A 25398-nucleotide genomic window follows, 5' to 3' on the forward strand; every position below is an offset into this window, starting at 1 on the left:
TATTATTCTATTAGCGGTTTTCACTCTTCTATTCTAAAGGGTTATTGCATTTTTATTGAACTTTAACCGTACTATTTCTTGTTAACCCATCAATCAAAAGATTTTTAAAAGCATGAATATTTTAACCTTTGGAGCTAGTTCTAGCTCAAAGTCAATCAACCAAAAATTTGCCATTTACGCTGCTAATCAAATCGATGGGGCAAAAGTTGAGGTAGTAGATTTGAATGATTTTGAGATGCCAATATTCAGCACTGATCGTGAAGAAAGTGGCGGAATCCCTGATAAAGCAAAAACTTTTAAATCCCTATTAGCTGCTGCTGATGGTGTTATTGTTTCTTTCGCCGAACATAATGGTAGTTATGCCACAGCTTTCAAAAATGTTTTGGACTGGATTAGCCGTTTGGAAGGAAAAATTTGGCTTAATAAACCTATGTTACTCTTGAGTACATCACCCGGTGGTAGAGGCGGACAAACCGTTCTAAATCAAGCAGCATTAACTTTCCCACATCAGGGCGCAGATGTAGCTGGAACGTTTTCTTTTCCGTTTTTTCAGAAGAACTTCTCTGAGGAAGAAGGCATTACCGATAGCGACTTGAATGGCGTCTTCCAAAACGAATTGAGTGGCTTCGTTAACCACATAAAACAGCAATAAACCTGAATATTTTATTTTGATAGAAAATCCTCTACTTGGGCCAAAAAAGTCTTATTGGATTCTATAAAAGGGAAATGCCCAGATTTTTCTATTACCGAAAGTTGACCATGCTTAAACGAATTAGCCATTTTTTGAGCATGTAAATCTACTGCTCCTTCGGACTCGCCATATAAAACTAATGTGGGAGTTTTTACACTGGCTAGCTGGGTATATAAATCGAAATTATTCATATCTGGCCCCAACAAGCCAAAAATCTGGTTTCGCAACATATAATCCTGCGGAATATAAAGTTTCAAGTTCCTCAAGTTGGCAGTATCGTACATTTGTACGTGATAGGACAATGTCATCATTTCGTTGATATATTCTCGAGGGTCTTCTGTTCTAAGAAGTCCGCTACTCACAATGTTATTCAGCTTGTTTTGTATTTCAGGGTCAATATTTTGAGCGACTACGGCATTCTCTGCTTGCCAATCGGCAACATTGGGTGCAATTGAATTTGAGAGGATCAGGTGATTGAGGTTTTGATCATACTTTATGGCATAATTCATAGCGATTAGGCCACCCCATGAATGCGCTAGTAAATTAATTTTATCAAGTTGAAGTGCTTTTCTGATCAACTCAACATCTTCCATGAAACCTGACATGGACATAGAAGCAGAATCGATCTCGACGGAAGAGCGTCCACTGGCTCTTTGGTCATAAAAAATAAGCTGATAATCTTGGGCTAATGGTTCTAAGTGTGGCAGCAAATAGGAATGATCTAAAACTGGTCCGCCGTGAATAACTATTAGCGGCTCCCCCTCACCCATCGTCTTATAAAAAACTTCCGACCCATTAATCATGAGTGTTCCTTCTTTCACCAGAACTTCTTTCGGAATCGAGCAGCCAATTAAGCCAGCAATTAGCATTAAAAGGGTAAGACGGAGCGTCGTTTTCATCTTATCCCCCAACTCTTTTTACGCGATAGCCTTCGGCCTGAAGTAGCTGCATTATTTTGTCTCTGAAATCACCTTGAAGCAGTATCTCACCATTCTTAGCCGACCCGCCAACTCCACATTTCGATTTGAGTTGTTTACCGAGTGCTTTCAAATCGTCTTCAGTCCCAACAAAGCCCTCTACAAGGGTGACTTGCTTCCCTCCACGGCTCTTTTTATCGAGCATAACTTTTAAATTCTGATCGCTAGGTGCAAGCGTTTCATCTTCCTGATCGCCATCATAATCATAGCTGTAATCGTCATTCGTTGAATAAACTACACCATTTCTGCCTTTGTCTCTCGAATTCTTTCTTCCCATGGTTTCAAAGTTAATATTTTAGGTGAATCAGTATGAAATAATGGCTAAGGATACTGACCATTTCCCGAAAGTCTTGTCCATTTTTAGAACAACTCTCAATAAAACCATATACCAAAACATGCTTTTCAGCATACCATAAGCCTTATTTCCCAAATGGCATGTATTTAGAATACTGATACACCGTCAAACACTTTAAAACAATAAGATTATGTATAAACGAATCTCAATATTCTTGCTTTTGACGGTAGGTGCGGTCATACCCACTTATGGTCAATCTAGTTGCGCCGATCTAATTTCGGCCACTCAATCGGGTGATCTGAATGCCATGGAAAAGTTCTTCAACGAGGGCGTTAATCCGAATTGTGTTTATCAGGTAAAGAACGGACCTAGAACAGCCTTGAATGCTGCGGCTAGAGAAGATCAGCTAGATGCTGCTAAACTATTACTCAAAGCCGGAGCTAAGGTCGATTTAAGAGGTAAAGGCGATGCCACCGCACTCATTGCAGCGGCTAGAAATGGACATACTGATGTGGCTATGCTTTTACTTAAAAATGGCGCTAAGGCGAATAGAAATATCTCAGGGGATGGTAACGCATTAATTTCGGCGGCCAAAGCCGGCGATTTTGAGCTATCAACCGCACTAATAGCATATGGCGCTAAAGTAAAAAGCAATGTTGCTGGCGACGGCACACCCTTAATAGCTGCTGTAAATGGTGGCAATGCAGCCGTTGTAAAACTATTCCTTAAAAAGGGTGCTAACCCTAACAGATCTTCGGACGGCGATGGCAGCCCATTGATTATGGCGGTTAAAAAAGGAAATATTGATATGGTCAAATATCTAATTGAAGAAGGCGCTTATGTCAATAAAGGGGTGAACGGAGATGCAAGTCCGCTTATAATGGCTGCCAAAAATGGTCATATTCAAATCATAGAACTTCTGATTGAAGAGGGAGCTCAAGTGAATAAAGAAGTACCTGGAGATGAAACTCCGCTAATTGCTGCTGCTTGGAATGGTCACCTTGAAGCGGTAAAACTATTAATTGCCAAGGGCGCTGACATAAACTTCTTTACTCGCGAAAATGGTGAAATAAGAAGTCCATTAAGAATGGCAAGAAAAGAAGGTCACCTTGCTATAGTGGAATACCTAAGTAAACAAGGCGCCAAGTAGGGTAAAACCTTAGCCAATAAACACATAAGGGCTTCTAGTAAACTAGAAGCCCTTTCTATTTTATACTTACAGTGTTTATTTAGCATGCTTCATGGACATGGTCCATACAGGCTTGTCGGAATGGTTCACCAAGTCTTCCGCAATACTACCGCTGAGCAAATGGAGCAAGCCTGTTCTTCCATGAGTGCCAATCGCAATCATACATGGCCCTAAGTCCTCCGCAAAACGGAGAATCCCATCTTCTTCAGTAATCTCATTATAGATATTCGTGTTGGCATTCTTCAGCTGATGTTTTTCCAAATAGTCTTCAAATTCTTCAGTCATTTGATGCTGAGTATGGAAATGGTTCGGCGTATTGACTTTTACTAAGTGGAGTGTCGCTCCCGTCATATCTTGCATCACTTTTAGCTTCTCAATAATCGCAGTTTGATCACTATCGAGGTTAGTCGCAAAAACGATGTTCTGAATATCTTCCAACGATACCTTTTTCTTGAGTGTAATCACTGGACACTTTGCATGACGAACTACTTTTTCGGTATTCGAACCTATGAGTACTTCTTCGAGCCCGCTCATCCCCACAGTTCCCATTACTACTAGGTCGGCATTATGGCCAGCTATTACCCGAGAAATACTTTCATAGGGACTACCCATTTCTACTTCGGTGGCTACTTCTATGCCGTCGAACATGCTATCAGAAATCAGCTGAGCCATCCTTTCATTCACTTGTTCAATAAGTTTTTTCACCAAAAACACTTCTTCCCCCATGGCAGCGTTCGATTCACCCATGGTATTAAAAGAGAAGTTTCTGATTCCCTCGATTACATTCACAATCAAAATCTTAGCACCAGATTTTCGGGCAATCTGAGTGGCTAAATACAGTGCATTGTTCGCTTGCTCTGAAAAGTCGGTTGGTACAAGTATCGTTTTCATGGCTTTTGGGTTTATGGTTTAAATCTTTAACTAAAGATCGCCATTGTGAAGACCAAATTTGATGACTTAAATCAGGTTTAAACCTAACTTTTATTCTGTTTCACAAACAGTAATTCCATCTATTGAATTAGACTTAGGACTGAGGTAAGGAATACCCAAATTCATACCTCGAATAATGAGTAATAAGGCAATGGTAAAAACGATTTTGGGGTAGAATTTATTAAAGCTAAAACCCTTCATGGATTTAATGGACTGCTTCAAAATAGCAGCACCAATCATCATGGGAATGGTTCCTAAACCGAAAAGCACCATATAAAGGATACTCCCGCCGATAGTCTCCATGGAAAGGCTGGCGATAAGCGCCATATAGACTAAACCGCATGGTAAAAGACCATTAAAAAGGCCAAATATGAACTGCGATTTAGCATTGTGTTTTCTGAACGACTTGGAAACTCCTTTCCTAACGAATTCATTTATTCTGACTGAAAAAGACTTGAAAAAAATCAATTTATGCTCCCAAATTGTGAGACTCAAACCCAAAATCAAAACAACACCTGTAATCCACGAAAGGTGTTGCTGCCAACCGATAAATGATATACCTTCTCCCACTAAACCGATCATAAGACCGAGGAGACCATAGGTTAAAATTCGACCAAAATTGTATAGCAGTTTGTTTCGCCACCAAACGGATCTTTTGGCTTTATCTTCAGGCATGGCCCAGAGCAAAGGTGCACACATACCCAAACAGTGCAGACTACCTAAAAACCCAAACGCTATGGCTGTGGCGAGTAACATTTATATAACAAATGCGATTTCTTTGTAATACTCTTTTTCCTTATCAGCCCAATTGATTTTAAGCTTCCATGCTCCTATCGGGAATGAAGAAACATCGATGAGAAACTTGCCATTCTCATCAAATTTTAGCGGCAACTCTTTGTCATAAATAGCAGTGTTTGGGCGGTAAAAAATCACCTTACCTTCTACTACTTTTTGAACTAAGACATCGGGAAATGCTAGTTCTAATTGAAAGGCCGATCGGTTAATATTGAAGGTTGGCTTTTCGACTAAATTATTATGGTTACGAATGCGCTGAATTTGATCTTCATAGGCCAACTCTTTGGCATAATAATCTTCTTCTACCAGATTGAAATTAGTATTGAGACTTATGTATACCATGGTGAACAGTACGCCTACAAAACCTACAAAAGCAACTACAATTTTATTCCCCCAATTCATAACTCAATCATTTAAATTCAACCTTTCCACTCATTCATAGTAGACGACTAGAAGTTTACCGGACCTAGGAAATTAGTTTTAAGTTCATCCACCAATTCCTCTCCAGATTTTAGTTCTAGCACAATTTTCATTTTTCTATCTGTCAGTTCCGTAGCCGGGATTTTAATGATAAAAACTCCGTCCAATTTCGACTTAGCCCCTAAGTTCACCGCGCCGCCACCGGCTTTTTCAATAGTGGCATTGGGCATATCTTTTATAGTAACCTCTAGAACTAATTCTTCAGAAGTTTTATTCAGAAACTGGATGTTGTAGATGTTTTGAATTCTGCCATCATCGAGTTTCTGGTACATCATACCAGGCATTCGCAAAACTGTAGCTTCTACATCGGCACGACCTGCAACAAAAACTGTCAATAATATCATGAGCAGGAGCAAAACACCTGTATAACCCGCCACTCTTGGCGTAAAAATTCTTTGTCTTCCTTCTTCTATAGCGCTCGCTGATGTCGGGCGAATAAGCCCACTCGGCTTTCCGATTTTTGTCATCACGTCATCGCAAGCGTCAATACAAGCAGTACAATTCACGCATTCTAATTGTGTGCCATTTCGAATATCGATACCGGTAGGACATACATGGACGCAAAGTTTGCAGTCGATACAATCGCCCTTTTGCGCGGATACTTCTTTTTTCTTGAGTTTCCCTCTTGGTTCGCCTCGAATCCAGTCATACATTACGGCTATTGAATCCTTTACTAATAACACACCTTGCAAACGACCGTATGGACAAATGGCAATACAAGCTTGCTCTCGGAGATAGGCGAAAACGGCATAAAACACTGCACTAAATGCAATGAGTCCAAAAAAACCCGCCAAATTTTCGCTTGGTGGAGTAGTAACAATTTCTTGTACTTGTTCTATACCTATGAGGTAAGCCATGGCTGTGTGCCCAATTAAAACAGCGATAAAAACAAATATGCTGTGCTTCAAAAGTCGCTTTCTGATTTTCTCAGCATTCCAAGGCATTTTGGTTAGTCGACGCTGCTGATTAGCATCTCCATCAATTAGGTACTCGATTTTACGAAATACCATTTCCATAAATAGCGTTTGAGGGCATGCCCACCCACACCAAACTCTACCAAATACTACAGTAAATAAAATGATGAAAACGAAAAAGGAAATGGCCATTAAAGCCAGGATAAAGAAATCTTGCGGCCAAAAGATGGTGCCAAGAATTGAAAATTTTCGCTCGAATACATTTAGTAGTAAGAAGGGTTCACCTCCTATTTTAATAAAAGGGCCTGCGAAGAGTATGGATAAAAGAATGATAGAAACCACAACCCTCTTGTTGTGATATTTCCCTTTTGGCTTCTTGGGATATACCCAAACTCGTTTCCCATCTTTATCGACAGTGGCTATACCATCACGAAATTGTTCATCGTAATGATATAGCGCCTTTATGTCGGTTCCTTTATCCATCTCAAGCGCCTTTATTGCTCTTCTTCCTCTTTGTACAATTCACCATCTGGAGGCAATGCTCCCGGCGGGTTAGTGCCCTGAAGTGTCAGTACATAAGATGCTAAACCTCTCATTTGATCTGGGTTTAATCGCGATTCCCATGGAATCATAGCTGTCCCCTGCACACCATTTTTAATGACTTTATAAATGTTTTTCATGCCGCCGCCGTTTCTCCAGTATTCATCAGTTAGGTTTGGCCCGGCTAGCCCACCACCATCGGCTTTATGGCATATGGCGCAGTTTCCGTTGAAAAACTCCATACCTGAGGCAATGGCTTCGGGTTCTGTGGTGACTGTAACAGTAGTCTCATCAAAATCATATACAACATCTTCTACTCTTTTGGCCTTTTCAGCTGCAGCCTCGGCCATTTCTATCGCATACTCTTCTTCTTGAAGTGGCGAACTTTCAAACACATGGAAAACTAGAATGTAAACGACAGCATAAACGATTGTGAGGTAAAAAAGGCCTTTCCACCATGGTGGCAAGTGGTTGTCTAACTCTTGAATTCCATCAAAATCATGATCTAAGAGTATGGTTTCCTCATCAGCGAGAGGTTTCAGAGCATTCCATTTCATCCATTGCTGTGCAAACCAACTTGGCTGAGCTTGTTCTGCTAATTGCTGTGCTTCTGTTCTATTCTTTTCAAGCAATGTTTTCATTACTTGAAGTACATAGAAGGCAACTACGAGCACCAAGAGGGCTACAATAAGAACCAGTCCAAAGGTGATGTATAACAATACTTCTTGACTAAATAAACTACTATTATCCATGAGCTTGATATTTTAAGTCTGAGTGAGAAATTGGATTTTCTTCGTCTTTTGCCAAAGGCATCTTCTCCATGTGTTTGATGTGGTCTCGATTCATTTTGTAGACATAAATGCTAAGGCCAATGAAAAACACAAAGAATATAGCAAGTGATATAATTGGCCAAATGGCGACGTTTTCAACTTGTTCGAAATAATACTTAAACATGGCTTATTGATTTTGAGCTGTTGATTTCACTTTTATATCTGTACCCAACCTTTGCAGATATGCGATTAAGGCTACGATTTCCGAAGTCTCTGTGATTTTTGCGCCTGCATATCCTTCTATAGTCTCTAAAGACTTAGCTGGATCGTTTTTCAGGTCGGTTAAAATCTGTTGTGCCTGATTTTTCAGCTGTCTTGTGGCTTCTCCATCTTCAAAACCTTCGGCATATGGCACACCTACTCTTCTGAGTGCTCTTATTTTAGCTGCTGTAGCTTCAGGGTTTATATGATCAGTATACAGCCATGGATAAGGTGGCATAATCGAACCCGGCGAAGTTGAAGTAGGGTCGTACATATGGTTTAAATGCCAAGCATTATTATAGGCACCACCTACCCTATGTAAATCAGGCCCCGTCCTTTTCGAACCCCATAAAAATGGGTGATCATACACGAATTCGCCTGCTTTTGAGTACTCGCCTTTGTAGCGTTCGGTTTCCGATCTAAATGGTCGGACCATTTGCGTATGACAGTTACTACAACCTTCTCTGATGTATAAATCACGGCCATGGAGCTCAAGCGGTGTATATGGTTTCACACTCTCAATGGTCGGTATATTCGACTTTATTAAGAAAGTAGGCACCATCTCTACTACTCCACCAATCACAATGGCTACTAAAACTAAAGTTGTAAATATGACAGGTCTACGCTCTAACTTATTATGCCAGTAGCCGCCTACAATTTTCTTCTTTTCTAAAGCCGGTGCCTCTGCATCTTCTTCGGAAATAAAGCTTCCTTGCTTAGCAGTTTTCACCAGATTAACCGCCATGATAATAACTCCTGCGAAGTAGAGCAGCCCCCCGATGGCTCTCATCATGTAAAGCGGAATTATTTGAGTTACCGTTTCTAAGAAATTCGGGTATTCGAGGAAACCTTCGGCATTGAAATTTTTCCACATTAAACTCTGTACTACACCGGCGGTGTACATAGGTAAAGCATACACTATTATGCCTAGCGTACCTAACCAGAAATGAATGTTAGCTGCTTTTGTAGACCAAAGTTTTGTGCCCCACATACGTGGAACTAGCCAGTATAGCATACCAAAGATCAAGAATCCATTCCAGCCCAATCCACCAACGTGAACATGGGCAACAATCCAATCTGTAAAATGTGCTATGGCGTTCACATTTTTTATAGAAAGTAGCGGCCCTTCGAGTGTGGCCATACCATATGCCGTAACGGCCACTACCATAAATTTTAAAACTGGATCTTCTCGCACACGATCCCATGCACCCCTTAAGGTTAAAAGACCATTGAGCATACCACCCCAAGATGGCGCAATAAGCATAATTGAAAATACTGTACCTAAAGATTGTGCCCAGTTGGGCAATGAAGTATAGAGTAAGTGGTGTGGCCCTGCCCAGATGTAAATAAATATGAGTGACCAGAAGTGAATAATAGAAAGCTTATAGGAATAAACCGGTCTATTTGCCGCTTTTGGCAAGAAATAGTACATGAGCCCTAAAAACGGTGTGGTTAAGAAAAACGCCACAGCATTGTGCCCATACCACCATTGCACAAGTGCATCTTGTACACCTGCATACCAAGAATAACTCTTAAACGCTGTTACCGGAATTTCAAATGAGTTTACCACATGAAGTACCGCCACCGTTACAAACGTGGCGATATAGAACCAAATGGCAACATACATATGACGTTCCCTTCTTTTTAGGATGGTGCCTATCATGTTCATACCAAACACAATCCAAATGAGCGTAATAGCGATATCAATCGGCCATTCTAGTTCAGCATATTCTTTTGAGGTAGTTAACCCAAGCGGCAACGTTATGGCCGCCGCAACTATAATCAATTGCCAACCCCAGAAATGAATGTAACTCAGCAAATCACTGACCATTCGTGTTTTCAAAAGGCGCTGCATCGAATAGTAAACACCTGCAAACATGGCATTTCCTACAAAAGCAAAAATCACCGCATTGGTATGCAAAGGCCTAATTCTACCAAAAGACGTATAAGGAATACCAAAATTTAGTTGGGGAAGAAACAGTTGCGTAGCAATGAGCAGCCCTACGAGCATACCAACGATACCGAACACGACCGTTGCGATGGCAAAATACTTGACGATTTTATTGTCATACTTAAACTTTTCCAATTCCATAGTCACAGTTTGGGTTGATGAATTTTAATTCGAAGGTAGCTGTGACTATTCCGCTAAGAACTGATGCGGCTTAGCTTAAAAACTGATTTAAATCATGTTTTAAGAAAAGGATATTTTGAAATACCGTTTAAATAGAATTCTTGGGTTTAAATGCGCTTCAGGCGATCGTATGAAAGAATTGCTATAGCTTCTAGCTGGCGTTCGTCCCAGAAATCGGCTTGGTATACCTGCTCCAATCCTTCACCGTATTCGTGCATCCAATGAATATTCTCTGAGTTGGCGTTTTGGTTCATTAGCTCGGCAATCACCTGCATAAGGTCAAGTGACTGGTCAAAGTGGAAATTAATTTGACGCATTTGGTAAACAATCTGCTGAAATCGGTAATCTTCAATGAGTAGCTTAATAATAAGCTGATCTCTTTCTTTAGACAATAACTCCATAAATAAGAACGTGTGTTGATTTACTGACTTGTTTGTGTTTTTTTCTATATTCGAGTATTATCTCAAATCAATAAGTCTAAAATACTTATTTTTTTGTATTAATACAAACTATAATGTCATATCTTAATTCTTTTTACAATCGCCTACTCACTTATGCACAGTCGAAGGGAATTAAGAACACCAGTGATTTGGCCATAAAACTGGGCTATGATAAGCCTGAAAGACTGTATAGGCTCAAAAGAGATCCTGATGCGAGACCTAGTTTTGAGGTTATTGAGGATGTTACAAACTTGTTTGAATTATTAAACTTACGTTGGCTCATTACTGGCAATGGGCCTCAGGAAACATCGAAAAAGTACGAGATTGAATATAACGCTGCCCGTGAGCCTGAATCTGTTTACCAAAGTCCTCCAAATGATCAGGGTAGATTGCTCGAAGAAAAAGAGCGCATCATAAATCAGCAGCAAGCCACCATAGGCGCATTAAACGAGGCTTACGGCCAATTAAAGCTCAGGTTCAAAGAACTTAAAGAGAAATAACAAGCCCTTTACTGTCCGATTTCGCCCATTTTAGCCCGTATTCGGGCGGCATTTTGTCTAATTTCATCTAAAAATCACCACATACAAAAGAAGTCGGCCTTTTGTCTAAAAATTCAACTTAATCTCTAGTTATTAACGTAATATGATTTAAACAATATTAAACGTCAAACTCAAATATTATGAAAAAATCAGTACTACTACTTTCACTCATGTTCTTTAGCAGTTTAGCTTTCGGGCAGATTCAAAAAGGCGATGTTCGATTAGGTGGATCCTTCTTGTATAATAAAACCGACAACGATTTTTTAGAAACAAGTAACTTTCAAGTAAATCCCCAAGCGTCCTTATTTCTATCAGAAACTACAAGTCTTGGCTTAACGGTGGGCTATGGACGCCAGAAAAATGAAAACGGGGGTGGAATAGTTGAATCAGATCAAGTCAACTTCGGTGTTTTTGCCAGGTTTTACAGAAGCATGGGCGAAAAATTTTACTTGTATCTACAGCCTGGGATTAATTACTCAAGTGGAGATATCAATGGTGGAGACTTTTCTTCCTTTGGATTGAACGTTGTTCCCGGAGTAGCCTATTTCTTATCCGACAAATTTGCCTTAGACGCTAATATTGGCGGGTTGTTTTATAATAACCAAGATGTAGGCGGTAATGACACGAATAACTTTGGCTTAAACTTCAATCTATCCGGTTTTACCTTGGGTGCTAGTATTTTCTTGAGAAAATAAACACAGCAAAACGGCCTACTTGGAATGAATTCAAGTAGGTCGTTTTCTTTTTCCTTGTTCAGTCGCTAATCATGAGTTTGAGCATAGAGTAGTTAACCATTTACTCCCTCCACCTTTCACCAAGTCACTTATCCTTCTTCTTACTTTTCTCTTCGAAAAGCATGCGAACTGATGGAGAATAGGTATCATCGTACTGCCCAGATTTAACAGCCCAGAAAAAAGCGCCGAGAAATACTATTGCAACTACTATACTGGTAATGATAAGCACCAAAATAACAGACATTACAACTTTAGTTTTAGTGAAATTAGTTTGACTAATAAAGTAGTTAGTACCACTACCGATATACTACTAAGCGGCATAAGAATAGCTGCAAAAAGCGGCGTTAACCATCCTGAAACTGCCACCGAAAGACCAACAACATTGTATAGTAAACTGAGCAAGAAACTGACATAAACGATATACCTACTGCGCTTAACCAAAGCAATAAATCGATCTAATTTAGAGAACGAATCTGCATGCATTATAACATCGCATGCTGGAGAAAATGTAGAGATATCTTCTGTGATAGCGACGCCCACATTACTCTGTTTTAAGGCACCTGCATCATTCAAGCCATCACCAACCATCATAACCGATTGGCCGTAGGCCTGCATCTCTTTTATTGCCTTCAATTTATTGTCTGGTTTTTGTGAAAACAGCATTGGGGTACCTTCAGGAAAGAAGCTGGCTAAATTCTTCTGTTCGGCATTAGAATCCCCAGAAAGAATAGCAAGTTTAAAGCTGTTTTTCAATCGACTAATAACCGACTTAAGCCCTTTTCGATAAACATTATTTACAACAAACCGACCTCTCTGATTTTGGCCAATTTTCAGGTAAGCGTAGGAAGTATTTTTATTCACGTTGTCTTTTTCAACCCCAATAAAAGCGGCAGAACCGAGTTTTATTTCAACGCCATTGACAACGGCTAAAATACCTGCGCCTACTTTCTCTTGGAAAGACTCAAGTGTATAATTCGCCGTATTTATGCCTTTCAAAAATGATTTAATAAACCTACTCAACGGATGCGTACTACTCGAAACAGCAGTTAGAATCAATTCTTTTTCAGCCTCCGATAATTCCTCTCCTTCAAAAGTGATGTCCTTATCCAGCGCATTGGTAATAGTACCCGTTTTATCGAAAACAATGGTATTTACCTTTTGAAGCTTTTCTACGATATTGGCATTTTTAAGGTAAATATGATTTCTTCCTAACACTCTTAAGATACTTCCTGTTGTAAAAGGTGTAGAAAGCGCCAAAGCACAAGGACAAGCCACAATAAGCACAGAACAGAACACTAACCAAGTTTTTGTGGGGTCGACCAATTGCCAATACACTCCTGAAATTATCGCTATAGCGATAATTACAATCGTAAAATATTGACTGACTTGGTCAACTAATTTCTCTTGTTGCGCTTCTTTCGTAAAAGCTTCATTATTCCAAAGACTGGTGAGGTAACTTTGTGAAACTGGCTTCTGTACTACAAAATGAGCCTGTTTGCCATAAAGTTTACCACCGGCATAGACGTATTGACCTTTACCCTTTTCTATGGCAGCGGATTCTCCCGTAACAAAACTATAATCAATGTATGCTTTGCTATCTACCAATATGGAGTCGGCGGGAATGAGCTCACCATTTCTAATCAGAATCTCATTTCCTTTTACAATTTCTTTAACAGCGGTGGGAACATAGGTTTCCGCTTTCTTGGTTTGAATAGCCAAGGGGAAATAGCTTTTATAATCTCTATCGAATGAGAGCGCCTCGTAGGTACGGCCTTGAAACCATTTACCAATGAGTAGGAAAAAGATAAGGCCAACAAGTGAATCAAAATAACCTGGGCCTATGTCAGCCACTACCTCATAGGTACTTCGGAGAAAAAGAGCCGTTATACCTAGGGCAATGGGTACATCAATATTGGCAAATCGCTGCGCTAGGCTCTTCCAAGCAGAAACAAAATATTCACTACCGGCATAAAAGACTACAGGTAAGGAAAGGGCAAGGTTTAGCCATCGGAAAACTACCTGATATGACTGTTCTAGGGCTGTAATTCCTAGATAGTCTGGGAAACTAAGTAGCATGACGTTTCCAAAACAAAAACCTGCAATACCAAGCTTTACAAGAAGCGTTTTATTAAATGTCTTCGTACTTGAATTATCTTCTTCAGCTTGATCTAAATTGACAACAGGCGTATAACCAACTCTATCGAGCAATTCGGCGATTGTGCGCAAAGAAGCTTGTTCGCGAAAGTAGGTCACCGTCAGTTTTCGCTGACTAAAGTTGGTCTTCGCATTTATAACTGCGGGATTTAGTCGATTCAAATGCTCTAATAACCAAATACAACTACTACAGTGAATATTGGGAATAGAAAAGGTTACGCGTTCTTGAACATCATCACTATACTCCAATATTTGTCTGGCTACCTCTTCATTATCCAAAAAATCAAAGAGGGTGTTGTGCTCATTTTTTTGATTTACGCCGGGGGTTTCTTCAAGCGTGTAGTAATCGCAAAGGTCGTTTTCATTCAATACTTCAAAAACAGTTTTACATCCATTGCAGCAAAATTTCTTGTCGTCTAAAACAATTTTATCCTCACTACACTCATCTCCGCAATGGTAGCACTTTGAAACAACGGACACATCTTGCTGCGAAACCATGCTTTAGCCTTTAAATAAGAAAGTAGGAGAATTTAAGATGTTTTCAGGGTCGAATCCCGAACGATTAATACCTAACATAAGAAATGGGTTATTCATTTTGGCGGGCGAAGCTTCATTCCCATGCTCAAACAAATCACCCTCCACTAACTGAACGCCAATGTTCTTAAAGAAAAGCTTTAGATAATCGATAAAAACTTTTTCTTCTCTCACATTATAGGATTTACTGTCGTGGTTTATTAAAACTGACAGTGGCAAGTCGCGAAGCGAAGGATTGAATACATTTATAAATCCCTTTACCATTTTCACAGAATCCATTGAGCCATCGTGAAAAACGACTAGGTTTTCAATTTGCCAACCATTAGGCAGAAACAGCATTGGGCATTTTATAGCATCGATTATTTCTTTTAAAAGGGCGTTGTCATAGGCTTCGTAAACGCTTTGCTCCCAAATGAGCAAATCGTAAACCGTACTGAGTATTTTCAGTTCCTTGTGGTTAACTTTTCGATTTATCCAGTCAAGCGATAAATTAAAGTCCGCCGCACTTTGTTCTGTAGCGGCTACATTTTCCAAACCCTCCACCAAATGGTCAAGGCTTTTATTTGCTTCACGGTTATTTGAACTGAGTACTAGCTTACTTGTGTAATTTTTTATGGGAAAGGCCGTGACATACTTTTTGTGGGTTTTGTTGAGCAGATTGGTCAGATCTTCGAAAATATGTTCGAGACCGACGGTATTATTTGCGGCAAGGAGAATCTTATGCTTCACGACCTTTAATTCTATTGATTGAATCAAAAGTAGTTGAGATAGACTAGGCGGTTATTGATGGGTATCAGAGAAAAACATGACAAAAATCATGTTTAGGCATAAAAGTCTGCCTCGTGAATTAATTTTTGAGTGTCAACTACCTTTATTTTTTTCCCTTCTAGGCCAATTAAACCATCTGACTTAAATTCTGAAAGCAGCCTTATAACTGTCTCGGTGGCAGTACCTACAATGTTTGCAAGATCTTCTCTCGACAAGGCAATATCAATCAAGTCGCTATCTTCTCCTTCCATACCATAAGTTTCTTTTAGCATTAGAATAGTAGCTGCTAACCTTTCTCTGACAGATTTTTGCGAAAGCTCTGCTAACTTAGTTTCCATTACACCAAGTTCGTGACATACAGCTTTCATCAGTTTTTGAAAAAAAGCAGGGTTACTATTAAGTATGGTAAGAAAGTCGCTTTTAGGAATAAAGCAGATGGCCGCTTGTTCAATTACGGTGGCCGATGCGCCATAGAATTCTTCACTCAACAAAGACCTATAACCTAGGAAATCGCCGGGCTGGGCGATAAAAAGAATCTGCTCTTTGCCATTTGATCCCATCTTATAAACCTTGACTTTACCAAAGTTGATGCAAAAAATACCCATCGGACGGGTGCCTTCGTAAAATAGGTTTTGGCCTTTCTTATAGGTGATACAAGACTTATGCGCTGAAAGAACATCTAAATCGGCATCTGACAGTTCGGCAAAATGTGAATCCGCTTTAGACTTACAAAATTGACATTGAACATTCAGTTGACTCGATTTCTTAAGCGCCATTGTACTTTGTTTTAATTAAAATTAGGAACGGTTCACTTCATTCCCAAACCAATCAATTAAACAATAGGGCTTTTTTATAAATAAGGTCATTTCCTTATCCGCAGAGGTATTTTCAGGTCTTGAAAGAGCAATCTCAAATGACTTGGCCAACACCAAATAGCAGCACAAATAAGAGTGTTGATAGTGCCATCTGCTTTAAGAAAGGATCTAATTCTTGGGAAGTCGTTTTAGATTTAACCGCCATGGCATTTCTCAAAAACAATGGTGTTGATAGCACAAAAATGAGTTGTACGGGGCTTGTATAATTTATTGCTACATAAGCTATGCTGAGGAGCATTCCCATTAGTAAAAGAAACCAATGATACTTAACTGCTGCTGCCCTGCCAACCCGTACAGGAATGGACTTTTTACCGGCTTTCTGATCGGATTCTATATCACGAATATTATTCACGTTCAGCACGGCAACAGAGAAAAACCCAACTGATATTGCCGGCAGGATGTAGTCCAAATTTATCTTTTGCTCAAACAGGAAAGCACTTCCCATAACAGCCACAAATCCAAAGAAAATTAAAACACTCAAATCACCCAGTCCCGCATACCCGTAAGGCCTATAACCCGCTGTATACGTAATTGCGGCAATAATGGCCAAGGCACCTATTCCGAGAAACACCCAGAAGAAATCCGAACCCCAACCGAAGGCCACTTCAAGTAAAGTCAACCCTGACCCTAAAGAGAGCACGGCAAAAACAATAATAGCATTACGCATGGCTAATTTAGAAATGGCACCACTTTGCACCGCTCTGGATGGGCCTTCTCTTTCTGCGCTATCTGCTCCATGAACAGAATCGCCATAATCGTTAGCTAAATTGGAAAGTACTTGTAAAAAAATGGTTGTTAGGGCACAAAAGGCAAATGCTAGGCCATTGAAATTTCCCGAAGCAGCTGCTAGAAAAGTCCCCATTCCGATGGAGGCCAATGCTAAAGGCAATGTTCTAAGTCTAAAGGCCGACAACCAGTGCTTCATGCTTATAGCTTACTTGTAATAACTTCTTCCAAAGGGTTTACAGATGATGGGAAAAAGCCCAAAACCTCACCTTTTTCACTAATTAAAAACTTACAGAAATTCCAATTCGGCACTTTTCCTGATTCAGCTGCTAGCCATTTATATAGTGGATGTTGGTCTTTTCCTTCTACCGATATTTTTTCCATCATTTGGAAAGTCACACCATAGTTTGCCTTACAAAAAGCTTGAATTTCAGCATTACTGCCGGGCTCTTGCCCACCAAAATTATTAGCAGGTATTCCGATCACTACCACTTGGTGTCCAAACTGATTCGAAAGCATCTGTAAGTCCTCATATTGTGGGGTATAACCACATGCCGAGGCTACATTTACGAGCAAAATCTTCTTTCCTTTGTATTGATCAAAGTCAATCTCTTTACCATCGATGGCCTTTAATTTAAAATCGTGGAAACCCATTTTTTCTTGATTAGGTGGTAAAATCAGACTTATTAGTAAAAAGAGATAAGGCATATTACATTCTGTCAGGTACTTGAATACCTAATAAACCCATGCTCACTTTTATTGTTTCGGCTGTAAGTGCTGAAAGTGCAACTCTAAATTGTTGTACAGATTTTTCTGATTCGTTGAAGATTGAAAGCTCTGTATAAAACCTGTTATAATCTTTAGCCAGGTCGTAAATATACTGGGCAATTATAGCCGGTGAATAGGCATCAGCCGCTAAATTGAGCCTTTCAGGATACTGACCTAAGGCAAATACTAAGTCTTTTTCGGTTTGATGCACATTCTTTAATGCATTGTAGTCAATTTGCTCAGTGCTTACACCAATTTGATTTGCCTTGCGCAGTATGGCACTAATTCTGGCAAATGTATATTGAATGAATGGGCCTGTATTTCCCTGAAACTCGATTGATTCGGCAGGGTTAAACAGCATCCGTTTTTTTGGATCTACCTTTAGTAAAAAGTACTTGATTGCTCCCAAACCAAGCATTTCGTAAAGTTTCTCTGCTTGGTCTGCAGTGAATCCGTCTATTTTACCCAATTCTTCCGTTCTGGCTTTTGCGGTATTAGCCATTTCCTTCATCAGGTCGTCAGCATCAACAACAGTACCTTCCCGAGATTTCATTTTCCCAGATGGAAGATCTACCATTCCATAAGACAGGTGATAGCAGGCGGAAGCCCATGAATAACCTAATTTTTTAAGGATAAGAAAAAGCACTTTAAAATGATACTCCTGCTCGTTTCCTACTGTATAAATCAATTGACTTAAACCGGGATAATCATCGAAACGCATTAAAGCAGTACCGATATCCTGTGTCATATAAACCGAGGTACCATCTTTTCTTAAGAGCAACTTCTCATCAAGCCCCTCATCGGTTAAATCGACCCATATGGAACCATCTTCTTTCTTAAAAAAGACTCCTTTTTCGAGTCCTTCCATAACTCGATCTCGGCCAATAAGATAGGTATCGCTTTCATAATAAAGTTTATCAAAATCGACACCCATACGATCATAAGTGGCATTAAATCCATCATAGACCCAGCCATTCATCTTCTCCCATAGGGCATAAATCTCAGGGTCTTTTGCTTCCCACTTCATTAGCATTTCTTGGGCGGCCAAAAGAATTGGCGCCTGCTTTTCAGCTTCGTCCTGAGCCATACCTGTAGCAGTAAGTTCAGCTATTTCTTTCTTATAGGCTTTATCGAATGCCACGTAATACTTTCCTACGAGGTGGTCGCCTTTAAGCCCCGAAGACTCCGGTGTTTCTCCTTCACCAAAACGCAGCCATGCAAGCATTGATTTGCAAATGTGAATTCCTCTATCGTTGATAATCTGAACTTTCTGCACTTCATTTCCTGCGGCTTTCAGAATACGAGAAACCGAGTTGCCAAGGAAGTTATTTCTCAAGTGACCTAAATGAAGGGGTTTGTTCGTATTAGGAGAAGAATATTCTACTACAACGGTTCTTCCAGTGGTAGGTAATTGAAATAGTGGCGACTGACTGACTTCTTTTCCATTGAAAATTTTAGCGAATCCACCAATTTGGGATGCTTCTGAAACTTCAATATTCAAGAATCCTTTTACTGTATTGAAGCCTGCTACCTCATTGGTGTTTTCTTTAAGAAAGTTTCCAATGTCTTTACCTGTTTCTTCCGGGCTCTTCTTAGAAAAACGTGCAAAAGGAAAAGTCACAAAGGTATACGTCCCTTCAAATTCCTTTCGTGTAGGCTGTAGGGCTATTTCATCAGCGGATAAGTCATGGCTGTAGAGTGCTTTCAATGCAGCAGAGATACCCTCTTTAATATGTTGTTCCATTAGTTAGAAATTCTCGATCAAAGAATCAGTAGTGGCTTCTAAAATATCAAATGCATTTTCCGCCATTCTGTTTTCAGTGTCCAAAGTTGGGTTCACCTCAACAATTTCCCAACAACAAACTCTTTTATCTTTTATTAATTCCTTATTTAGCTCAAAAGCCTCTTCTTTTGAAAGACCATTGGCCACTGGAGTTCCTGTTCCTGTTGAAATTGACGTGTCTAAACTATCAACATCGAAAGAAATGTAAATTTGTTCGCAGTCTTTTAGAATTTCAAGTGCTTCAGCAGCCACTTTTTGAACTCCTTTTTGGTTGAGTTCCTCCGTTTTAAAATTTCTAATTCCAAACTTATCAATGATGTGATTTTCTGCTTCTTCTGTATCTCTAACTCCTATAAAAACAACATCAGAAGGTGCTATTTTAGGCCCTCGACCTCCTATTTGTTTTATCCTTTCCCAAAGTGCTTCTGTCTCTTCTTCTACGTCGTTTACTTCACACGCTTCATTATCTAAAGCAGAAACCATGGCTAGCGGCATTCCGTGCATATTTCCCGATGGTGTTGTATATGGTGTATGAAAATCTGCATGTGCATCAATCCATATTACGCCCAACCTTTTATCCGGATCAGCCTGTTTAATCCCACAAATCGTTCCAGCCGCAGTAGAATGATCTCCAGCTAATACAATTGGAAAGAGTGATTCGTTTCTCAATTCGGTAATTGCATCACAAACCCTATTAAGCATAGTAAATACACCATCACCATATTTTGCAAATGGAAATTGAGGATCGCCAAAGAGTAATTGATTTTCATCTTTAACGCTAACCGGTTCAAATTTCATAAAAAAGCTCGAATGCCTTTTTATACTGGCAATTTTAAGCGCATCTATCCCCATACTGGCACCGCGAGTACCTGCGGCTAATTCTGATCTTACTTCTACCAATCTAATCTTTCTCATAAGTGATAATTAAGAATAAGCATATGTGATATTGATTGCGCACAAGTCGAACAATCGATTGCAAGATATTGCTTTTACTGGGTAAAAACTCAAAAATCATTAAGACTTCATCAACTCATATATTGGAGACTTTTCAGCGCAAATTATTTTTAGAATAACAGTGTATTCACATTTGAAATTTTGTTACAATATTTGTCTTAACACTTAGCAGACTCGCGTAAAATTGAAAAGCTATTTCGACCTCATTGATCAGACTTTTGGATTCCCAACGGAAGAATTCAAAGTGAATGGAAAGTATTTAGAATTCCATGGCATATCGCTCAAGGATATTATAAAAGAGCACGGCACCCCTTTAAAGCTCTCATACATTCCAAAAATTGCAGAGAACATCTCAAATGCTAAAAAATGGTTTGCCGATGCCATGAAAAAGCACAACTACAAAGGGGATTATACTTATTGTTATTGCACTAAATCATCACATTTTGAATTTGTGCTTGATGAAGTGCTCGATAACGATTGTCAGATCGAGACTTCATCTGCTTTCGATCTTCAGATTGTAAATAGTTTATATGCTAAAGGAAAAGTGGATAAATCGCTTACGGTGATTTGTAATGGTTTTAAAAGACCGCTTTACATTCAGTACTTGGTAGAACTTGTAAACAATGGTTTCAAAAATTGCATTCCTATTTTAGATAACCTGAATGAACTACAAGAATATAGCGCTAGGATTGAAGGTGATTTTCAAATTGGTATTCGTGTTGCCGCCGATGAAGAACCAAACTTTGAATTTTACACCTCTCGCCTTGGCATAAGATACAGCGACATTAATAAGCTTTACACAGAGGAAATAGAAGGCAGTCGGGCTAAGCTTAAAATGCTCCACTTTTTTATTAATACGGGCATAAAAGACACTGCATATTACTGGAGTGAACTGAGTCGTTTTTTGTATAAATACTGCGAGTTAAAGAAGATTTGTCCCGAATTGGATACTATCGATATTGGCGGTGGTTTTCCGATTAAAACATCCATGACTTTTGAATATGATTATCCGTATATGGTTGATCAGATCATTGAAAACATAAAATGGATTTGCAATAAGAATAATGTTGATATGCCCAACATCATTACTGAGTTTGGGTCATTTACTGTGGGTGAAAGCGGAGCAATTATTTACTCTGTTCTGGACCAAAAACTTCAAAACGACAAAGAATTATGGTATATGGTAGATGGCTCTTTCATTACCAGTTTGCCAGATTCTTGGGGCACGAATCAAAAATTTATTTTGCTAGCCATCAACAAGTGGGATCACCCTTTCCAAAAAATCAACATGGGTGGTTTAACTTGCGATAGTATGGATTACTATAATTCTGAGGCCCATTCTTCTGAATTATTCATGCCCTTAATAGAAGAAGACGAAAACCTTTACGTCGGCTTTTTCCATACAGGTGCTTACCAAGAATCTTTAGGGGGCTATGGCGGAATTCAACACTGTCTTATTCCCGCACCAAAACATGTGCTCGTAGATAAAAATGAGAAAGGCGAATTGACTACTAAAGTCTTTGCTGAAGAGCAAAGTCACGAAAGCATGCTAAATATCTTGGGTTATTAAGACTAAAGCAGTGTATTAACGGCTTCCGTTGGCCTACCAATTACTGCCTGATCCCCTTTGATTATGATAGGCCTTTCTATGAGCTTTGGATGATCAAGCATTGCTTGAATCCATTCATCATCAGACAATGATTTACCTTTAAAATCTGACTTATAAACAGCCTCCCCTTTTCTCAATAATTCGAACGGTGTAATACCAAGTTTACTGATAACTGTCTTTAACGTTGCAGCTGTAGGTAGCTCTTTTAAATACTCAATTACTTCGAAATCAACACCTCGCTCTTCAAGCAATTGAACAGCTTGGCGGCTTTTAGTGCATCTCGGATTGTGGTAGACCTGTATTCTCTTACTCATGGATATATTAGCCCAACCCTTTTGTATTCACAGTGTAGGAACCTGAACCATCACAGTTAGGGCACATTATACCTTCATAAACATTACCCTTTCCAGAGCAATAGTAGCAAGTAACTGTTTTTGAATGAACCTCAACATGTCTTACAGGGGGCTCAGGTCGCACTTCTCTTTTTGCGGCTAGTCTTCTTTCGAATGACATTTTTACACTATCAATTTCGAGTAAATCAGGATACGTTTTTATCATTTCCTCAATATTTCGAAATTCATAAGTGTCATCTCCTTCTTCAACGATCCAACGTCTTCCGAGCTTTGCATAATACGCACGTCGACCGTTTAAAGTATGTACTTTGAAATTATTCATCGAATGATTGTGTTTTTTTGGTTCTGAATTCGACTTTGCAAGTCAAGTAAAATTAAAAAACTTTTCTCAGTACCAAAATTCAATTTATTGATTCAATTTTAAGAAGACAATTAAAAATCATGGAACAGATAAAACTTAGCCAAGAAGTTAACCTTTCAGCCATTGTTCATGGTATGTGGAGACTTCCAGAATGGAATCTTTCACCAAATGAAATTATACGGCTAGTTGAAGAGTGTGTTGAATTGGGCATAGATACTTTCGACCATGCCGACATTTATGGCGATTATATGGTTGAAGAGCTTTTTGGGAATGCTCTTGGCCAAGCCAAAACCTTAAACCAAAAGATCAAAGTCGTTACAAAATGTGGTATAAAACTGAGATCAAAAAATAGACCTGATCACTATATTCAGCATTACGACACGAGCTATGATCACATCATTTGGTCTGTTGAAAATTCTCTTAAAAAACTTCAAAGAGATAATATAGACGTGCTCTTAATTCATAGACCTGACCCTTTAAGCAATCCTGAAGAAATTGCAGAGGCCTTTACCAAGCTTAAAAAAGAAGGTAAAGTGAAAGAATTTGGTGTATCAAATTATTTACCTCACCAATTCGATGCACTGCAAGCCTATATGGATTCACCATTGGTTACCAATCAAATAGAAATATCAGTGGCCGCTTTACAGGAATTTGAAAATGGTGCTATCAGTCTTTGTCAAGAAATTGGTATACCTCCTATGGCTTGGTCGCCGCTTGCTGGGGGAAATATCTTTAAAGCTGAAACGCATCGTTTTCTAACCATAAAAAATGTACTCCACAAAATAGCTGAGCAATACGGCGTTAGCATAGATCAGATCATGTACGCTTGGCTTTTAAAACATCCGGCTAATATTATCCCCATAGTGGGTAGCGGAAAAATTGAAAGAGTGCAGTCTGCTGTAAACGCCTTAAATATTGATTTAACAACCCAGCAGTGGTTCGAACTTTGGGTAGCTTCAAAAGGTGAAAACGTACCATAAAAAAATCGTTATGAAAGAAAACTTAAGTTACCCTATAGGTCCCTTTGTTCCGCCAGAGAACATAAGTTCAGCTCAAATAGCAGTTTGGATCCAAGAGATTGAAGAACTCCCCGCTAAATTCCATTCAGCTGTTTCTGACTTATCCGCAGAACAGTTAAACACGCCTTATCGCCCTGAAGGATGGACAGTTAGGCAAGTAATCCACCATTTACCAGACAGCCATATAGGAAGTTATTGCCGTTTTCATTGGGCTTTAACGGAAGACAACCCTACAATAAAGGCATATGATGAAAAAGCTTGGGCCAACCTTAGCTATCAGAATAATGTGCCTATTGAAAGCTCATTGGGGATGTTAGATCATATTCATGCCCGATGGGTGGTTTTGCTAAAAAACCTTTCTGATGGAGACTTGGAAAAGACATACGTTCATCCTGAAGATGGGAAATCATACATTTTGCGAGAAGTCGTCGGCATGTATGCTTGGCATGGAAACCACCATTTAGCGCATGTTGTGAATTTAAAAAAGCGCATGAATTGGTAAATCATACTTTCGTATGATAGGGCATGTGTGCTTCTTGGGTACCTTAAAAAGAAAAAAATGGAAAAGGACAAAGATTCAATTTATGGAACAGTTGGTTGGATAGATTTAACTGTAGCGAACGCTGAAAATGTAAAAGATTTTTATGCAGAAGTGACTGGCTGGACACCTGAACCCGTGTCTATGGGCGATTACAACGACTTTAACATGACCGCTAATGGAGATCCTAAAACTGGCATCTGTCATAAGACTGGGCCAAATGCTGACCTACCTTCTCAATGGATCATTTATATTAACGTTCCTGACCTGGATAAAAGCGTAACTGCTGTAGAAGCCAAAGGCGGTAAATTACTTACAGAAATTAAATCGATGGGTGCCTACGGAAGAACATGTTATATCGAAGACCCAGCCGGAGCAGTATGCGCTTTATTCGAGCCTGCATAATTTTATTTCATCTCTGATTGAAATACACTAAATTCAGGCCAAGTACCTTAATCGACACATGAGAAAAACGAGCTTCTTCTTAGTGATAGCCTCGCTATTGGTTTTACTTAGTGAAATAAATTCTTTTGGGCAGCAAGACCTCCCAAATTACAATTGTGCTGCCAATACACTTCCAATAAACCAGCGGATCTGTATTGGTATTTCGGAAACGCCTGCCTATATGTATAAAGATTTTTTGGCTTGGATGGCTGAAGAGAAAGGTATGAACGCACCAGAATTTAAAGCGGCCAAACCAGATTTTTCGAAATGGAAGGACCTATTCCCCTCTCTCAATACTGAAAAAATTGAAGATAAATTTCAAAATACTGACCAACTGGCCTTAATGCCAATTGTAGGGATTACCAAATCACAAGCTGAACGCTATTGTGAATGGCGTACCGAAATGTTTGAAGCTCAGCTTGCCGAAATGAGTAAAAGGGAAAGGGCGCTTTTTCCAAAGAAATTCAAATTTAGATTACCCACTGCCAATGAATGGTCTCGAATGAGGTTCTTAATCCAAGAAAAAGCAATGATGAAACAACTTTCTAAGATTGCTAGTGCTAATAGAAAAGCTTTCAAATATTCAAAAAGTCGACTGATGGTGAACAACAAATTCATCGAGGATATTTATGGGCAAAAAGACAGTAAACTTGGTTTTTACAATTTGTTTTCAAACGTATCTGAATTGACTTCTACTGAAGGTGAAGCGATAGGTGGCAGTTGGTTTAAGGAAGATGAAGGAAAGAACTTCAAACTGATTTCTAATTATACGGGACCTGAAAGTTGGTTAGGTTTTCGTATTATCTTTGAAATAATCGAGTAGCTC

The 25398-nt window shown here is 39.3% G+C and carries 29 protein-coding genes; 9 read left to right on the forward strand and 20 right to left on the reverse strand.

All coding sequences use genetic code 11. The features are described 5' to 3' along the window. Positions 1 to 112: 112 nt before the first annotated feature. On the forward strand, positions 113 to 652 hold the full coding sequence (locus tag JXQ92_RS00555; protein ID WP_421984625.1) for an NADPH-dependent FMN reductase: 540 nt from the start codon (positions 113 to 115) through the stop codon (positions 650 to 652). Between the two features lie 11 nt (positions 653 to 663). Here the strand turns inward: JXQ92_RS00555 and JXQ92_RS00560 are convergent, their stop codons facing one another. Together JXQ92_RS00560 and JXQ92_RS00565 are read right to left on the reverse strand one after the other, a co-directional pair. Beyond that, a complete protein-coding gene (locus JXQ92_RS00560; protein WP_421984626.1) occupies positions 664 to 1590 on the reverse strand; it encodes an alpha/beta fold hydrolase in 927 nt (308 codons plus the stop codon). 1 nt (position 1591) lies between these two features. Then, entirely contained in the window at positions 1592 to 1945 is a 354-nt protein-coding gene (locus JXQ92_RS00565) for a translation initiation factor (RefSeq protein WP_421984627.1), read from the reverse strand. A 208-nt stretch (positions 1946 to 2153) separates the two neighbouring features. Between JXQ92_RS00565 and JXQ92_RS00570 the strand changes: the two genes are divergently transcribed. Then, positions 2154 to 3113, forward strand: a complete 960-nt coding sequence (locus JXQ92_RS00570; RefSeq protein ID WP_421984628.1) for an ankyrin repeat domain-containing protein — start codon at positions 2154 to 2156, stop codon at positions 3111 to 3113. Positions 3114 to 3188: 75 nt separating this feature from the next. Here the strand turns inward: JXQ92_RS00570 and JXQ92_RS00575 are convergent, their stop codons facing one another. The 8 genes from JXQ92_RS00575 to JXQ92_RS00610 all read right to left on the reverse strand — a co-directional run bounded on the left by JXQ92_RS00575 (position 3189) and on the right by JXQ92_RS00610 (position 10374). Then, positions 3189 to 4043: a universal stress protein gene (locus tag JXQ92_RS00575; RefSeq protein WP_421984629.1), complete on the reverse strand. Its 855-nt coding sequence runs from the start codon at positions 4041 to 4043 to the stop codon at positions 3189 to 3191. A gap of 90 nt (positions 4044 to 4133) precedes the next feature. After that, complete coding sequence (locus tag JXQ92_RS00580) at positions 4134 to 4838, reverse strand: sulfite exporter TauE/SafE family protein (protein ID WP_421984630.1); 705 nt, start codon at positions 4836 to 4838, stop codon at positions 4134 to 4136. After that, positions 4839 to 5279: a FixH family protein gene (locus JXQ92_RS00585; RefSeq protein ID WP_421984631.1), complete on the reverse strand. Its 441-nt coding sequence runs from the start codon at positions 5277 to 5279 to the stop codon at positions 4839 to 4841. A 47-nt stretch (positions 5280 to 5326) separates the two neighbouring features. Next, the gene (gene ccoG, locus JXQ92_RS00590) at positions 5327 to 6754 is read right to left on the reverse strand and encodes a cytochrome c oxidase accessory protein CcoG (RefSeq protein ID WP_421984632.1); all 1428 of its coding nucleotides are present in this window, start codon (positions 6752 to 6754) and stop codon (positions 5327 to 5329) included. An 11-nt stretch (positions 6755 to 6765) separates the two neighbouring features. Then, entirely contained in the window at positions 6766 to 7563 is a 798-nt protein-coding gene (locus JXQ92_RS00595; protein ID WP_421984633.1) for a cbb3-type cytochrome c oxidase N-terminal domain-containing protein, read from the reverse strand. After that, positions 7556 to 7765, reverse strand: a complete 210-nt coding sequence (locus tag JXQ92_RS00600; protein WP_421984634.1) for a cytochrome C oxidase Cbb3 — start codon at positions 7763 to 7765, stop codon at positions 7556 to 7558. The genes JXQ92_RS00595 and JXQ92_RS00600 overlap by 8 nt, the downstream gene beginning before the upstream one ends. Before the next feature lie 3 nt (positions 7766 to 7768). Continuing rightward, complete coding sequence (gene ccoN / locus JXQ92_RS00605) at positions 7769 to 9934, reverse strand: cytochrome-c oxidase, cbb3-type subunit I (RefSeq protein WP_421984635.1); 2166 nt, start codon at positions 9932 to 9934, stop codon at positions 7769 to 7771. Positions 9935 to 10080: 146 nt separating this feature from the next. Then, entirely contained in the window at positions 10081 to 10374 is a 294-nt protein-coding gene (locus JXQ92_RS00610) for a hypothetical protein (protein ID WP_421984636.1), read from the reverse strand. 113 nt (positions 10375 to 10487) lie between these two features. On the opposite strand from JXQ92_RS00610, the gene JXQ92_RS00615 reads away from it, so the two are divergent. Beyond that, complete coding sequence (locus JXQ92_RS00615) at positions 10488 to 10913, forward strand: hypothetical protein (RefSeq protein WP_421984637.1); 426 nt, start codon at positions 10488 to 10490, stop codon at positions 10911 to 10913. Between the two features lie 179 nt (positions 10914 to 11092). Then, a complete protein-coding gene (locus JXQ92_RS00620; RefSeq protein WP_421984638.1) occupies positions 11093 to 11647 on the forward strand; it encodes an outer membrane beta-barrel protein in 555 nt (184 codons plus the stop codon). 124 nt (positions 11648 to 11771) lie between these two features. On the opposite strand, the gene ccoS is transcribed toward JXQ92_RS00620, so the two are convergent. The 8 genes from ccoS to JXQ92_RS00660 form a co-directional block, all read right to left on the reverse strand. After that, a complete protein-coding gene (gene ccoS, locus JXQ92_RS00625; RefSeq protein WP_421984639.1) occupies positions 11772 to 11930 on the reverse strand; it encodes a cbb3-type cytochrome oxidase assembly protein CcoS in 159 nt (52 codons plus the stop codon). Next, on the reverse strand, positions 11930 to 14338 hold the full coding sequence (locus JXQ92_RS00630) for a heavy metal translocating P-type ATPase (protein WP_421984640.1): 2409 nt from the start codon (positions 14336 to 14338) through the stop codon (positions 11930 to 11932). Before JXQ92_RS00630 ends, ccoS begins: the two co-directional genes overlap by 1 nt. A 3-nt stretch (positions 14339 to 14341) precedes the next feature. Beyond that, positions 14342 to 15103: a hypothetical protein gene (locus JXQ92_RS00635; RefSeq protein WP_421984641.1), complete on the reverse strand. Its 762-nt coding sequence runs from the start codon at positions 15101 to 15103 to the stop codon at positions 14342 to 14344. Between the two features lie 92 nt (positions 15104 to 15195). Beyond that, positions 15196 to 15918 carry a Crp/Fnr family transcriptional regulator gene (locus tag JXQ92_RS00640; protein WP_421984642.1) on the reverse strand — a complete coding sequence of 241 codons (723 nt, stop codon included), beginning with the start codon at positions 15916 to 15918 and terminating at the stop codon, positions 15196 to 15198. Between the two features lie 133 nt (positions 15919 to 16051). Then, the gene (locus JXQ92_RS00645; protein ID WP_421984643.1) at positions 16052 to 16942 is read right to left on the reverse strand and encodes a 1,4-dihydroxy-2-naphthoate polyprenyltransferase; all 891 of its coding nucleotides are present in this window, start codon (positions 16940 to 16942) and stop codon (positions 16052 to 16054) included. 2 nt (positions 16943 to 16944) lie between these two features. Then, the gene (locus tag JXQ92_RS00650) at positions 16945 to 17397 is read right to left on the reverse strand and encodes a glutathione peroxidase (protein WP_421984644.1); all 453 of its coding nucleotides are present in this window, start codon (positions 17395 to 17397) and stop codon (positions 16945 to 16947) included. 55 nt (positions 17398 to 17452) lie between these two features. Beyond that, complete coding sequence (gene argS / locus JXQ92_RS00655; protein WP_421984645.1) at positions 17453 to 19255, reverse strand: arginine--tRNA ligase; 1803 nt, start codon at positions 19253 to 19255, stop codon at positions 17453 to 17455. 3 nt (positions 19256 to 19258) lie between these two features. Beyond that, positions 19259 to 20209, reverse strand: coding sequence for an arginase (locus JXQ92_RS00660; protein ID WP_421984646.1), 951 nt, complete (start codon positions 20207 to 20209; stop codon positions 19259 to 19261). Positions 20210 to 20432: 223 nt separating this feature from the next. On the opposite strand from JXQ92_RS00660, the gene JXQ92_RS00665 reads away from it, so the two are divergent. Next, positions 20433 to 21818, forward strand: coding sequence for an arginine decarboxylase (locus JXQ92_RS00665; protein WP_421984647.1), 1386 nt, complete (start codon positions 20433 to 20435; stop codon positions 21816 to 21818). A 2-nt stretch (positions 21819 to 21820) separates the two neighbouring features. Here the strand turns inward: JXQ92_RS00665 and arsC are convergent, their stop codons facing one another. Together arsC and JXQ92_RS00675 are read right to left on the reverse strand one after the other, a co-directional pair. After that, a complete protein-coding gene (gene arsC / locus JXQ92_RS00670; RefSeq protein WP_421984648.1) occupies positions 21821 to 22171 on the reverse strand; it encodes an arsenate reductase (glutaredoxin) in 351 nt (116 codons plus the stop codon). A 7-nt stretch (positions 22172 to 22178) separates the two neighbouring features. Then, positions 22179 to 22532, reverse strand: coding sequence for a hypothetical protein (locus tag JXQ92_RS00675; RefSeq protein ID WP_421984649.1), 354 nt, complete (start codon positions 22530 to 22532; stop codon positions 22179 to 22181). A gap of 119 nt (positions 22533 to 22651) precedes the next feature. On the opposite strand from JXQ92_RS00675, the gene JXQ92_RS00680 reads away from it, so the two are divergent. From JXQ92_RS00680 to JXQ92_RS00695, 4 genes are read left to right on the forward strand one after another with little or no spacing between them, the layout of a single operon-like run. Further along, complete coding sequence (locus JXQ92_RS00680) at positions 22652 to 23551, forward strand: aldo/keto reductase (RefSeq protein WP_421984650.1); 900 nt, start codon at positions 22652 to 22654, stop codon at positions 23549 to 23551. A 10-nt stretch (positions 23552 to 23561) separates the two neighbouring features. After that, the gene (locus tag JXQ92_RS00685; RefSeq protein ID WP_421984651.1) at positions 23562 to 24092 is read left to right on the forward strand and encodes a YfiT family bacillithiol transferase; all 531 of its coding nucleotides are present in this window, start codon (positions 23562 to 23564) and stop codon (positions 24090 to 24092) included. A 57-nt stretch (positions 24093 to 24149) separates the two neighbouring features. Continuing rightward, positions 24150 to 24533, forward strand: coding sequence for a VOC family protein (locus JXQ92_RS00690; RefSeq protein ID WP_421984652.1), 384 nt, complete (start codon positions 24150 to 24152; stop codon positions 24531 to 24533). A 58-nt stretch (positions 24534 to 24591) separates the two neighbouring features. Beyond that, positions 24592 to 25395 (forward strand): SUMF1/EgtB/PvdO family nonheme iron enzyme, encoded by an 804-nt coding sequence (locus JXQ92_RS00695; protein WP_421984653.1) that lies wholly within the window; start codon positions 24592 to 24594, stop codon positions 25393 to 25395. The last annotated feature ends 3 nt before the right edge of the window (positions 25396 to 25398 follow it).

The sequence above is a fragment of the Roseivirga sp. genome, from assembly GCF_049099775.1.
Classification (GTDB): Bacteria; Bacteroidota; Bacteroidia; order Cytophagales; family Cyclobacteriaceae; genus Roseivirga.

Excerpts from the sequence above, each read along its gene's own strand:
- JXQ92_RS00555 (WP_421984625.1), top strand. The coding sequence starts at position 113 with ATGAATATTTTAACCTTTGGAGCTAGTTCTAGCTCAAAGTCAATCAAC.
- JXQ92_RS00560 (WP_421984626.1), bottom strand. The coding sequence starts at position 1,590 with ATGAAAACGACGCTCCGTCTTACCCTTTTAATGCTAATTGCTGGCTTA.
- JXQ92_RS00565 (WP_421984627.1), bottom strand. The coding sequence starts at position 1,945 with ATGGGAAGAAAGAATTCGAGAGACAAAGGCAGAAATGGTGTAGTTTAT.
- JXQ92_RS00570 (WP_421984628.1), top strand. The coding sequence starts at position 2,154 with ATGTATAAACGAATCTCAATATTCTTGCTTTTGACGGTAGGTGCGGTC.
- JXQ92_RS00575 (WP_421984629.1), bottom strand. The coding sequence starts at position 4,043 with ATGAAAACGATACTTGTACCAACCGACTTTTCAGAGCAAGCGAACAAT.
- JXQ92_RS00580 (WP_421984630.1), bottom strand. The coding sequence starts at position 4,838 with ATGTTACTCGCCACAGCCATAGCGTTTGGGTTTTTAGGTAGTCTGCAC.
- JXQ92_RS00585 (WP_421984631.1), bottom strand. The coding sequence starts at position 5,279 with ATGAATTGGGGGAATAAAATTGTAGTTGCTTTTGTAGGTTTTGTAGGC.
- ccoG (WP_421984632.1), bottom strand. The coding sequence starts at position 6,754 with ATGGATAAAGGAACCGACATAAAGGCGCTATATCATTACGATGAACAA.
- JXQ92_RS00595 (WP_421984633.1), bottom strand. The coding sequence starts at position 7,563 with ATGGATAATAGTAGTTTATTTAGTCAAGAAGTATTGTTATACATCACC.
- JXQ92_RS00600 (WP_421984634.1), bottom strand. The coding sequence starts at position 7,765 with ATGTTTAAGTATTATTTCGAACAAGTTGAAAACGTCGCCATTTGGCCA.
- ccoN (WP_421984635.1), bottom strand. The coding sequence starts at position 9,934 with ATGGAATTGGAAAAGTTTAAGTATGACAATAAAATCGTCAAGTATTTT.
- JXQ92_RS00610 (WP_421984636.1), bottom strand. The coding sequence starts at position 10,374 with ATGGAGTTATTGTCTAAAGAAAGAGATCAGCTTATTATTAAGCTACTC.
- JXQ92_RS00615 (WP_421984637.1), top strand. The coding sequence starts at position 10,488 with ATGTCATATCTTAATTCTTTTTACAATCGCCTACTCACTTATGCACAG.
- JXQ92_RS00620 (WP_421984638.1), top strand. The coding sequence starts at position 11,093 with ATGAAAAAATCAGTACTACTACTTTCACTCATGTTCTTTAGCAGTTTA.
- ccoS (WP_421984639.1), bottom strand. The coding sequence starts at position 11,930 with ATGTCTGTTATTTTGGTGCTTATCATTACCAGTATAGTAGTTGCAATA.
- JXQ92_RS00630 (WP_421984640.1), bottom strand. The coding sequence starts at position 14,338 with ATGGTTTCGCAGCAAGATGTGTCCGTTGTTTCAAAGTGCTACCATTGC.
- JXQ92_RS00640 (WP_421984642.1), bottom strand. The coding sequence starts at position 15,918 with ATGGCGCTTAAGAAATCGAGTCAACTGAATGTTCAATGTCAATTTTGT.
- JXQ92_RS00645 (WP_421984643.1), bottom strand. The coding sequence starts at position 16,942 with ATGAAGCACTGGTTGTCGGCCTTTAGACTTAGAACATTGCCTTTAGCA.
- JXQ92_RS00650 (WP_421984644.1), bottom strand. The coding sequence starts at position 17,397 with ATGGGTTTCCACGATTTTAAATTAAAGGCCATCGATGGTAAAGAGATT.
- argS (WP_421984645.1), bottom strand. The coding sequence starts at position 19,255 with ATGGAACAACATATTAAAGAGGGTATCTCTGCTGCATTGAAAGCACTC.
- JXQ92_RS00660 (WP_421984646.1), bottom strand. The coding sequence starts at position 20,209 with ATGAGAAAGATTAGATTGGTAGAAGTAAGATCAGAATTAGCCGCAGGT.
- arsC (WP_421984648.1), bottom strand. The coding sequence starts at position 22,171 with ATGAGTAAGAGAATACAGGTCTACCACAATCCGAGATGCACTAAAAGC.
- JXQ92_RS00675 (WP_421984649.1), bottom strand. The coding sequence starts at position 22,532 with ATGAATAATTTCAAAGTACATACTTTAAACGGTCGACGTGCGTATTAT.
- JXQ92_RS00680 (WP_421984650.1), top strand. The coding sequence starts at position 22,652 with ATGGAACAGATAAAACTTAGCCAAGAAGTTAACCTTTCAGCCATTGTT.
- JXQ92_RS00685 (WP_421984651.1), top strand. The coding sequence starts at position 23,562 with ATGAAAGAAAACTTAAGTTACCCTATAGGTCCCTTTGTTCCGCCAGAG.
- JXQ92_RS00690 (WP_421984652.1), top strand. The coding sequence starts at position 24,150 with ATGGAAAAGGACAAAGATTCAATTTATGGAACAGTTGGTTGGATAGAT.
- JXQ92_RS00695 (WP_421984653.1), top strand. The coding sequence starts at position 24,592 with ATGAGAAAAACGAGCTTCTTCTTAGTGATAGCCTCGCTATTGGTTTTA.